An 11,016-nucleotide genomic window follows, 5' to 3' on the forward strand; every position below is an offset into this window, starting at 1 on the left:
TTGACACCCAGCCAGCGCAGATAAGGTCTGCCGATCATGGTTTGACTCCTTGTTTTTTCAGCCAGGCGACGGTCGCGGGGGACGCCTGTGATAACGGAATGGACGCCTGATGCATCGAACCGTCCCAGCCCTCCATGGTGATCCACAGGTCAGCGTCGGGGTCGGTGCGTTCAGGAATCTGCATAAAGGCGCTCATGCGATAGGGCGAACCAAAGAAAATCACCCCGGCGGCACGCAGGCTGCGTGGCTTGCCGATGCGCAGATAGGTCGCCTTGACCTTGTTCGCACATTCGGCGCAGAGCGCGGCGTTAAACGTTTTGGTGTAACCGGAGGCACCTTCCAGGCGCGGCGCTTCATCGAAGAACTCCGCCATGCGGATGCTCCACGGACCGACCTGAACCTCGCCGATCTCGCGCTGGCCAAGGCCGCTGTCACCGCGGAACAGGGCCATTTCGGTGAAGTACTTGGGCATGAATCCCAACGGGATCAGCACCAGCAAGATGTTTATGTGAAAACGCCATTTGTGCCAGAAACGGCCCAGGGTCGACGGTTGTGTTGCCACGGTAGCCTTGCTCACAGGGTGTTCTCCGGAATCCTGGTGGCCACGGGTCCGAGCGTTTGTTGCCGGGGGCTGGCACGTTCGAGTTTTTCACTTCGTTTGAGGGCGTTGACGGTGGCCTGAGCAGTACGTTTGGTCCAGATCAGCAGGCCGCTGAGGACCATCATGCTCAGGATCAGCGCGAAGAAGGTCCAGATCAGCTTGATCCAGATACCGCCGAAATCTCCGGTGTGCAGAGGACGCATGGATTCGGTGACGAACTCCAGAGCCGAGCGATCCGACAACAGGTGCGAGGTAGCGATTTCACCGCTATAGGGGTTGATTTCCGCGGTCTGGAACATCAGCGGATACCAACTGCGGCCCGCCACGCTGATGTTGCTGTAGGCGTTGAGCGGCATGCTGATGGAACTGGGTTCAAGGCCGGGAATCTTCTCGCGGGTAATCTCGACGGCCTTATCGAGACTGATCATCGGCGCCGGGCTGCCGTCTGCGGTCAGCGGCACGCTGGCATGGGGAATGACCGAGGCGATGGGCGACTGGCTGGAAATACTGATCTGGTTATCGAACAGGATGGCCTGAATCAGGAACCACATACCCGTGATGGAAATGACAGCAATGAACCAGATCGACCAGATTCCGCTGAGACGGTGGAAGTCACCCCAGAAAATCCGCGCGCCCTGGCTGATGCGCAGGGTGGGTTTGAAAAAGCCCTTCCAGAATTTCTTGTAGACCACCAGGCCGGTCACTAATGAGGCCAACAGCGGAATACTCAACAGCGACACCATGTACCAGCCCCAGGAGAAGCCGTTGGTGAAGGGCACCAGCCACCAGCCATGCAGGGCACGGGTAAACGCCGGGAAGTCGAACGACGGCGCAACCCCCTGAAGCACCCCGGTGTAAGGGTTCGCATATGCGACAACGGCGCGCCCACCTGGATAAGTGGCGCGAACGTTCAAGGCGAAGTAGTCACCATCGGGTTCCGAGATCCTGCCGACTTTTATCTGCGGGTCGTTACGCTCTATGGTCGCTTTGACTGCTTCGAAGCTCAGGCGCGGGGCATCGGCGGACGGCGGGTTTGCGCGCATTTCCGGGTTGACCAGCCACATGATTTCCTTGCTCACCACTGCCAGCGTCCCGGTGAAGCAGACGATCAGGACGAAGAACCAGATGGGCAGGGCCAGCCAGCTGTGGACTAGAAACCAGATTTTTGAACGGGACTTCTTGGACATGGAGTAACGGTCTCGCTTCACGGTGTGGAGCAGCCCGATTATCTTTCGGGCTAGGGGTGTCGATAAAAAGCAGTTATGGCTGTTGCCATCGGGACTGCTGCATATTACTAGGACGGATGAGAATCAAATACTCCCAGTGTTAATTCTCATTACATATTTAAAAGATGTATCTGGATGTGTTTTTTTTGAGTGGTTGCGGATGGTTGGGGGATGTAGTTTTTCGCGGTAAAAGTATTTTGTGTACATATCCATTTTCGAGGTAGCGGCTGATATTGGTTGCGCTTTTACAGCGCGTCACTTTCGAAGAGCGCGAAAGTAACCAAGGCGCTCTTGCCCCACCACTGGGTGCCTCGCCTAGGCTCGGCATACCCGTAATTCGACATTGCTGCGTGGGGCCGCCGCCACCGGCCATCCATGGCCTGATGCGGCTAAACCGGCATCCCTGCCGGTTTGCCCCACGCAGCAATATCGAATTCCGGCCGGCGTGGTTTAACGGGGCGCCTGAGATCAAAATCAAAAGCAGATCAAAAGCAGAACGAAAACGGCGGGATCGCCCCGACCGGTAGGAGCGAACTTGTTCGCGAGACGTCACCACAACCAACACATTCGTCGTCTGACACACCGCATCGCAGCCTTCGGCAGCTCCTACAGAAGCCCGGAAAGTTCACAAATCAGGACGGCTGTCAGGCCGCCGCGCTTTTGATTTTGATCTTAGGCGCCCCGTTAAACCACGCTGGCCGAACGCAGATCTGAAGCCGTGGGTAACCCGGCAGGACGCCGGGTTAGCCGCATTGGGCCATGGATGGCCCTTTGCGGCGGCCCACGGTTTCAGATCTGCGGACGGGCATCCCGAGCCTAGGCGAGGGAACGAGTGGTGGGGCATGAGCCTTTTGCTTACTTTTGGGCTCCTTTCAAAAGTGAGGCGCTGTAAAAGCGCAACCAATATCAGCAAGACCGCGGTAATGGATATGTGCAAGTCCGCTCCCGGCGGTTCCAATCCTTCTTCTTTACGCCATCTTTACGCCGCTCCCCACCCCTCGCTCTCGTTCCTTTACACCCACTCTCACGACAATTACTCCACACACGGCAATCGCCGTAGAGACGGAGTAATTCGATGAGCGCTGTAGACGGGGTATCACTGTTATTGGCCGCAGGGTTGTTCATCTACTTGCTGGTTGCGCTGTTACGCGCTGGCCAGAACTAGGAGCGGAGTCGCCATGCACAGCTATGACTATCTATTGATTCTGGCCTTCCTCGTACTGGTGCTGCTGCCCGCGCCATTGTTAGGGCGTTTCTACTACCGAGTGGTGGAAGGTGAACGCACCTGGCTGACGCCGGTTCTGCGACCGGTGGAAAACCTCTGCTATCGCCTGTCGGGCGTTGACCCGGCTGTCGAGCAGAACTGGAAAACCTACCTCTGGGCCTTGCTGGCATTCAACCTCGCCGGTTTCGTCCTGCTGTTCGCGATGCTTCTGGGGCAGGGCGCTCTGCCGCTTAACCCGCAACAATTACCGGGCATGGAATGGTCACTCGCGTTCAACACCGCCATGAGCTTCGTCACCAACACCAACTGGCAGGCCTACAGCGGTGAAGCGTCGCTCAGTTACCTGAGCCAGATGGTCGGCCTGACCGTGCAGAACTTCGTCAGCGCCGCGACTGGTATCGCCGTGCTGTTGGTGCTCTGCCGTGGCATCAGCCGTCGCTCGACACAGAACCTCGGTAACTTCTGGACCGACATGACCCGCGTCACGCTTTATGGCTTGCTGCCATTGTGCATCGTGCTGGCGTTGTTGCTGGTCTGGCAGGGCGTGCCGCAAAGCTTCGCTCACTACATTGATGCGCTGACCCTGCAAGGCGCTGATCAAAGCCTGCCCATGGGTCCGGCTGCCAGCCAGATCGCGATCAAGCAACTGGGCACCAACGGTGGCGGCTTCTTCGGTGTCAACTCGGCGCACCCGTTCGAGAACCCGACCGCGTGGAGCAACCTGTTTCAGCTGGCGTCGATTCTGTTGATTCCGGCGGCTCTTGTATTCACCTTCGGCCATTACGTTAAAGACATGCGTCAGAGCCGGGCAATCATGGCCTGCATGCTGACCTTGCTGATCATTGGCGGTGCGGTGTCGATGTGGGCCGAATATCAGCCTAATCCGACACTGAATGTCGCCAATGTGGAACAGACCGCTCCGCTGGAAGGCAAGGAAAGTCGTTTCGGTACCACCGGCACCGTGTTGTGGGCGACCGCAACTACGGCCGCGTCCAACGGTTCTGTGAATGGCATGCATGACAGCCTCAACCCGCTGAGCGGGATGGTGGCGCTGGCCAACATGATGGTCGGCGAAGTGATCTTCGGTGGTGTCGGTGTTGGTCTGAACGGCATGCTGCTCAACGTGCTGATCGCCGTGTTTCTCGCCGGATTGATGATCGGCCGTACCCCCGAATACCTCGGTAAAAAACTGCAGGCCAATGAGGTCAAGTTGCTGGTGGCTACGTTGCTGGTGATGCCGGTCGGCGTATTGGTGCTGGGTGCCATCGCGGCAAGTTTGCCTGCCTCGATAGCGTCGGTCAGTAATCCCGGCCCGCACGGTTTCAGCCAGTTGCTGTACGCCTATACCTCGGCGACGGCGAATAACGGCTCGGCATTTGGTGGCTTCAGCGCCAACACCGTGTTTCATAACCTGATGCTCAGTCTTGCGATGTTCATCGGCCGCTTCGGCTACATCCTGCCGGTGCTGGCACTGGCTGGCAGCCTGGCGATGAAGAAGAGCGCGCCACTGGGCCTGAACAGCTTCCCGACCCACGGCCCGCTGTTTGTCACCCTGCTGACCATGACGATCCTGATTGTCGGTGGCCTCACGTTCCTGCCAACCCTGGCACTGGGACCGATTGCCGAACATTTGAGTCTGGGTTTCTGAGGAGCCGACCATGAATATGCCTATCGCTAAACCTGCATCGCCCGAACCAAAGCCTGTGCAAGCACAGCCAGCCCCCGAGACGGTGAAAACCGGTTTCTCCGCCTTGTGGCGCCCGGCGCTGATTCAGGCGTTCGTCAAACTGAACCCTCGGCAGTTGGCACGCTCGCCCGTCATGCTGGTGGTGGAACTGACCGCGATTCTCACCACAGTGTTGTGCCTGATCCCCGATCCGGCTGTTTCCACTGGCGTAGCGGTACAAATCGCATTGTGGTTGTGGTTCACCGTGCTGTTCGCCAACTTCGCCGAAGCCTTGGCAGAAGGTCGCGGCAAGGCGCGAGCCGATAGCCTCAAAGCGGGCAGCGAAGGCCTGAAAGCGCGCCGTCGTGATGAGTCGGGGCGTTTCAGCGAAGTCAATGCCAACGCCCTTCGTAAAGGTGATGTGGTGCGGGTCGAGGCCGGGGAAATGATTCCCGGCGATGGCGAGGTCATCGAAGGTATTGCCGCGGTTAACGAAGCGGCGATTACCGGAGAATCCGCGCCAGTGATTCGTGAGTCGGGTGGTGATCGCTCGGCGGTAACCGGCAATACCCGGCTGGTCTCGGACTGGTTGCTGGTGCGCATCAGCAGTAACCCCGGCGAATCGACGCTGGACCGGATGATCGCTCTGGTGGAAGGCGCCAAACGGCAGAAAACCCCCAACGAAGTGGCGCTGGATATCTTGCTGATCGGCTTGACGCTGATCTTCCTGCTGGTGGTGGTAACCCTGCAGCCGTTCGCCCATTTTGCGGGCGGGAGCTTGCCTTTGGTGTTTCTGGTGGCGCTACTGGTTACGTTGATTCCGACGACGATTGGCGGCCTGCTGTCGGCCATCGGTATTGCCGGGATGGATCGTCTGGTGCGGCTTAACGTGATCGCCAAATCCGGGCGTGCCGTTGAGGCGGCGGGGGACGTGCATGTGTTGCTGCTGGACAAGACCGGCACCATCACCTTCGGCAACCGTCGTTGCAGTGCGCTGTATGCCGCTCCGGGCGTCACCCCGAAAGAACTCAGCGAAGCCGCGCTGCTGGCTTCCCTGGCCGATGATACGGCGGAAGGTAAATCCATCGTCGAGTACCTGCGCAATCTGCACCCGATGGTTGAGCCAAAACCTGCCGACGTTACCGGTGTGCCGTTCAGTGCTGAAACCCGTCTGTCGGGCGTGGACTATCAGAACCGTGTGTATCGCAAAGGCGCAGTGGATTCGCTGTTGGCTTTTGTCGACATGCAACGCAGTGACTTGCCCGCGTCGCTGGCACGGGAAATCGACGGCATCGCCAAGACTGGCGGTACGCCGCTGCTGGTGTGTGTAGACAAGAAGTTGATCGGCGCGATTCACCTCAAGGACGTAGTCAAGCCAGGCATTCGCGAACGCTTTGCCGAGTTGCGCAAGCTGGGCATTCGTACTGTGATGGTGACCGGCGACAACCCGCTGACTGCTGCGGCGATTGCCGCTGAGGCCGGGGTTGATGATGTGCTGGCTGAAGCCACGCCGGAGAAGAAGCTTGAGCGCATTCGTGCCGAGCAGAACGACGGCCGTCTGGTGGCGATGTGTGGTGACGGTGCCAACGACGCGCCGGCACTGGCTCAGGCCGACGTCGGCATGGCGATGAATGACGGCACGCAAGCTGCCCGGGAAGCGGCCAACATGGTCGACCTCGACAGTGACCCTACCAAGTTGCTGGACGTGGTGCAGATCGGCAAGGAGTTGCTGGTGACCCGTGGTGCGCTGACGACCTTTTCCATCGCCAACGACATTGCCAAGTACTTCGCGATATTGCCTGCGCTGTTCGCCGCGATTTATCCGCAACTGGGCGTGCTGAACATCATGCAACTGGCCAGCCCGCAGAGCGCGATCCTTTCGGCCATCGTTTTCAACGCCTTGATCATCGTGGTGCTGATCCCGCTGGCCCTGCGCGGTGTGCGTGTCCAGGCGGCCAATGCTGCGCAGTTGCTGCGTCGTAACCTGCTGATCTACGGGCTGGGCGGGATTATCGTGCCGTTCGTGGGGATCAAGTTGATTGACATGATTCTGGTTAGCTTGGGGTTGGTTTAACTGAAGGAAAACTGACCTGTGGGAGCTGGGCTTGCCCGCGATTATTTGTGAACCCGATCGCGAGCAAGCTCTGCTCCCACAAGAGGTTGCATTTCAAATTCGATTCATGAGGATTCTCACCATGTCCACCATCATCCGTCCCGCCCTGAGTCTCCTGGTCTTGATGACCCTCATCACCGGCGTCGCTTATCCGCTGGTCGTGACCGGCGTTGCTCAGGTCGCTTTCCCTGATCAGGCCAATGGCAGTCTGATTCATGATGCCGACGGCAAGGTTCGCGGCTCGCAGCTGATCGCCCAGCCCTTCACGGGAGACGAGTGGTTCCACTCGCGTCCTTCTGCAGGCGCTTTTGCCACGGTCGCCAGTGGTGCCAGCAACCTTTCTCCGAGCAATCCGGCGCTCGCTGCGCGGATCAGCGAAGACGCTGCGAAAGAAGTCGTGCCAGGTCAGGGCCCGGTGCCGCTGGCGCTGCTGACGACTTCCGGCAGCGGTCTTGATCCGCACCTTTCACCCGAGGCCGTTGCATACCAGACTGCAAGGGTTGCTGCTGCGCGCAAGCTGCCTCTGGAGAAAGTCCAGGGTTTGATCGAGGCCAATACCTCGCGGCCGTTGATTGGCCCGCCAGTGGTTAACGTTTTGAACTTGAATCGCAGCCTGAATGAGTTAACGTCTGCGCAACAACAAGCACAGCTTTGAGTGAGCAATATGAGTGATTCCGGCCGTGCCGATGCGTTACTAGCCGAGATGCCCGGAGACGGGCGCGGTCGGCTCAAGGTGTTCCTCGGCGCTGCGCCGGGTGTGGGCAAGACCTACGCCATGTTGCAGGCTGCTCACACTCAATTGCGCCAGGGGGTGGCGCTGATCTCTGGGGTCGTCGAAACCCACGGCCGGGCCGAGACCGAAGCGTTGCTGAGTGGTTTGCCGCAGCAGCCGTTGGTTCGCTCGGAATATCGCGGTGTGACCCTGGAAGAAATGGACCTCGACGGTCTGCTCAGGCTCAAGCCGAAACTGGTGCTGGTGGACGAGCTTGCTCACAGCAACGCCCCCGGCAGTCGCCATGCCAAACGCTGGCAGGATATTCAGGAACTGTTGGCCGCTGGCATCGACGTGTACACCACGGTCAACGTCCAGCATCTGGAAAGCCTAAACGATCAGGTGCGGGGCATCACCGGCGTGCAGGTCCGGGAAACCTTGCCGGACTGGGTGTTGCAGGAAGCCTATGAACTGGTGCTGATCGACCTGCCGCCACGGGAGCTGCTGGAACGTCTGCGCGACGGCAAGGTGTACGTGCCGGAGCAGGCGCGCGCGGCTATCGATGCTTTCTTCACCCAGACCAACCTGACCGCCTTGCGTGAGCTGGCGATGCAGACCGCTGCGGCCCAGGTCGACGACGATCTGGCTCAGGGATATCGCCAGTTGGGGCAGGCTGCACCGGCCGTTCGCGGTCGCCTGTTGGTGGCCGTCGATGGCGATGCGCACGCCGATCGTCTGGTACGTCACGCCAGCCGTGTCGCTCAACGGCGGCATCTGCCGTGGAGCCTGGTGCATGTCGACAATGGTCGGCCGTTCGATGAGCAAAATCGCGCTCGCCTGCAGAGTGCGCAGCAACTGGCCGAGCGGCTGGGCGGTGAAGTGGTGCTGTTGCGGGCCGGGGAAGTGGCGAGAACCTTGATCCAGCACGCGGGTGAACGCCGCGCCAGTGTCTTGCTGGTCGGCCAGTCACAGCCGCGAATGCGCCGTCGCTGGTTGGGCGGCGGGGTGGCGGAACGACTGCTGCGCGAAGCCCACGGTCTTGAAATCAGTGTGCTGGACAGCGAGCCGTTGCCGGATCAACCCCGGGTGCGTTCTTCGCATCCTGCCCGTTGGCAGGACTATCTGCTGGCGGTGGTTGCCACGGTATTGGCCAGTGCTCTGGCCTGGGTGGTGTCCAGCGCGCTGGATCTACCGAACATTTCGCTGGTGTTTCTGGCCGCCGTGCTGCTGGTCGCCGTGCGGACCAGCATGGGACCGGCGCTGGCCTGTTCGATTCTGTCGTTTCTGGCTTATGACTTTTTGTTCATAACACCGAGCTTTTCCCTGAGTATCCAGCGCGAAGAAGACGTGCTGACCTTACTCTTTTTCCTGCTGATGTCTGCGTTGACCGGCAACCTCGCGGCTCGTCAGCGGCGACAGATGCAGGCCCTGCGCGAAACACAGGAAGAAACCAGCGAGTTGCTCGATCTTTCGCGCAAGCTGACTGCGGCCACCGATCGGCAAGCAGTGATCAGTGCTGCCGGGCAGCATTTGAGCGGCTGGCAGGAGCTGGAAATTTGCTTGCTTGACCGTGATGGCCCCAATGGCTGGAAGGTGCAGAGTGGTATCGCTCAGCTCTCCGAGCCTGAACGCGCTGCGGCCGACTGGGCCTGGCAACATGATCAGCCAGCGGGTCACGGCACTGGCACGCTGCCGTCCAGTCGCTGGTGGTGGTACCCCTTGTCCGGCGAAGAAGGGCCGTTGGCGTTGCTGGGGGTCAGTGCGCGTACGGGGCAGGATTTCACTGCGCAGCGACGTCGGTTATTGATTGCGCTGAGCCAGCCGCTGGCTCAGGCACTGGCCCGTGCGCAACTGGCGGATGACTTGGAAGCGGCGCGTTTACATGGTGAAACTGAACAGCTGCGCAGTGCGTTGCTGGCGTCTGTGTCCCATGATCTGCGCACGCCGCTGACCGCCATGCGCGGCAGCATCGACAGTCTATTGGCACTGGGCGAAGCCATTCCCCTTGAAGATCGGCGGGAACTGCTCGAAGGCACTCGCGACGAAGCCGAGCGTCTGGATCGCTACATTCAGAACCTGCTGGACATGACTCGCCTTGGTCACGGCGCGCTGAAACTGGCGCGGGACTGGGTCTCGCCGGGTGATATCGTCGGCAGTGCGCTGAACCGGCTGCGTGCGGTGATGGCGCCGCTGCAAGTCCAGACCTTGCTGCCCGGCGAACTGCCGCTGCTCTACGTGCACGCCGCGTTGATCGAGCAGGCATTGGTCAACGTGCTGGAAAACGCGGCGCGCTTTTCGCCCGTGAATGGGCGGCTTGAACTGGAAGCCGGGGCCATCGATGGCGAGTTGTTTTTCGCCGTCAGTGATGAAGGACCGGGCATCCCGGAAGAAGAGCGGGCAAAGATTTTCGACATGTTTTATACCGCAGCACGAGGTGATCGCGGCGGGCAGGGCACGGGATTGGGGTTAGCCATCTGTCAGGGCATGGTAGGCGCGCATGGTGGCCGGATCAGTGTTGGTCAGGGGATTGATGGCCATGGCACATGCATCACTTTATATTTACCGTTGCAGGCCCAGCCTCAAGGCGAAAGCGAAGCGGAACTGCTGTCTTAAGTCCGCTTTACGTTAAAGAATAAGGGTGATCATGAGTCAGACCGCAACCATTCTGGTGATCGATGATGAGCCGCAGATTCGCAAGTTTCTGCGCATCAGCCTCGCGTCTCAGGGTTACAAGGTGCTGGAGGCCGGGACCGGAGCTGAAGGCTTGAATCAGGCCGCGCTGAACAAACCCGACTTACTGGTGCTGGACCTGGGCTTGCCGGACATGGATGGCCAGCAAGTGCTACGCGATTTTCGCGAGTGGTCCAGCGTGCCCGTGCTGGTGCTTTCGGTGCGGGCCAGCGAAGCACAGAAGGTCGAGGCGCTGGATGGTGGTGCCAATGACTACGTGACCAAACCGTTCGGTATTCAGGAATTTCTGGCTCGTATTCGCGCCTTGTTGCGTCAGGCTCCCTCGGGCGAACAGCAGGGCGCGGCATTGGTGTTCGGTCCGCTCACCGTGGATCTGGCGTATCGCCGGGTGCTGCTGGATGGAGTAGAAGTGGCCTTGACCCGCAAGGAGTACGCGGTGTTGGCCCAACTGGCGCGGCATCCCGGGCGGGTCATCACCCAGCAGCAACTGCTCAAGGATATCTGGGGCCCGACCCACACCGAAGACAGCCATTACCTGCGAATTGTGGTCGGTCACCTGCGCCAGAAGCTGGCGGATGACCCAACTGCACCGAGGTTTATCGTGACAGAGGCGGGTGTGGGCTACCGGTTGCGGGAGGCTTGAGCTCCTTTTTGTGACTGAATGCATACTTGTGGGAGCAGAGCTGTTCTGGTCAAGTTTTTCCGGACACCGATTACGGTGATCAAGCCGCCTGCTGCTCCATAGCTATTGGCGACAAGTAGTTGTTGTAGCTGTGGAGTCT

The 11,016-nt window shown here is 59.7% G+C and carries 8 protein-coding genes; 6 read left to right on the forward strand and 2 right to left on the reverse strand.

Annotated elements, in window-relative coordinates; genetic code table 11:
* Positions 1-34: 34 nt before the first annotated feature.
* Both KDX30_RS20735 and KDX30_RS20740 read right to left on the reverse strand, forming a co-directional pair.
* On the reverse strand, positions 35-577 hold the full coding sequence (locus KDX30_RS20735; protein WP_027902425.1) for a hypothetical protein: 543 nt from the start codon (positions 575-577) through the stop codon (positions 35-37).
* Complete coding sequence (locus KDX30_RS20740; protein ID WP_027902426.1) at positions 574-1,788, reverse strand: PepSY-associated TM helix domain-containing protein; 1,215 nt, start codon at positions 1,786-1,788, stop codon at positions 574-576. The genes KDX30_RS20735 and KDX30_RS20740 overlap by 4 nt, the downstream gene beginning before the upstream one ends.
* Before the next feature lie 1,114 nt (positions 1,789-2,902).
* On the opposite strand from KDX30_RS20740, the gene kdpF reads away from it, so the two are divergent.
* From kdpF to KDX30_RS20770, 6 genes are all read left to right on the forward strand, one after another.
* Positions 2,903-2,992, forward strand: a complete 90-nt coding sequence (kdpF, locus tag KDX30_RS20745) for a K(+)-transporting ATPase subunit F (RefSeq protein ID WP_080237935.1) — start codon at positions 2,903-2,905, stop codon at positions 2,990-2,992.
* A gap of 13 nt (positions 2,993-3,005) precedes the next feature.
* Complete coding sequence (kdpA, locus tag KDX30_RS20750; RefSeq protein ID WP_099268632.1) at positions 3,006-4,700, forward strand: potassium-transporting ATPase subunit KdpA; 1,695 nt, start codon at positions 3,006-3,008, stop codon at positions 4,698-4,700.
* Positions 4,701-4,710: 10 nt separating this feature from the next.
* Positions 4,711-6,792 carry a potassium-transporting ATPase subunit KdpB gene (kdpB, locus tag KDX30_RS20755; protein ID WP_406643959.1) on the forward strand — a complete coding sequence of 694 codons (2,082 nt, stop codon included), beginning with the start codon at positions 4,711-4,713 and terminating at the stop codon, positions 6,790-6,792.
* Between the two features lie 121 nt (positions 6,793-6,913).
* The gene (kdpC, locus tag KDX30_RS20760; RefSeq protein ID WP_231677379.1) at positions 6,914-7,486 is read left to right on the forward strand and encodes a potassium-transporting ATPase subunit KdpC; all 573 of its coding nucleotides are present in this window, start codon (positions 6,914-6,916) and stop codon (positions 7,484-7,486) included.
* A 9-nt stretch (positions 7,487-7,495) separates the two neighbouring features.
* The gene (locus KDX30_RS20765; protein ID WP_231677380.1) at positions 7,496-10,156 is read left to right on the forward strand and encodes a sensor histidine kinase; all 2,661 of its coding nucleotides are present in this window, start codon (positions 7,496-7,498) and stop codon (positions 10,154-10,156) included.
* 31 nt (positions 10,157-10,187) lie between these two features.
* Positions 10,188-10,877, forward strand: a complete 690-nt coding sequence (locus KDX30_RS20770; protein ID WP_231677381.1) for a response regulator — start codon at positions 10,188-10,190, stop codon at positions 10,875-10,877.
* Positions 10,878-11,016: the final 139 nt, after the last annotated feature.

The sequence above is a fragment of the Pseudomonas quasicaspiana genome (genome assembly GCF_021147825.1).
Lineage (GTDB): Bacteria > Pseudomonadota > Gammaproteobacteria > Pseudomonadales > Pseudomonadaceae > Aquipseudomonas > Aquipseudomonas quasicaspiana.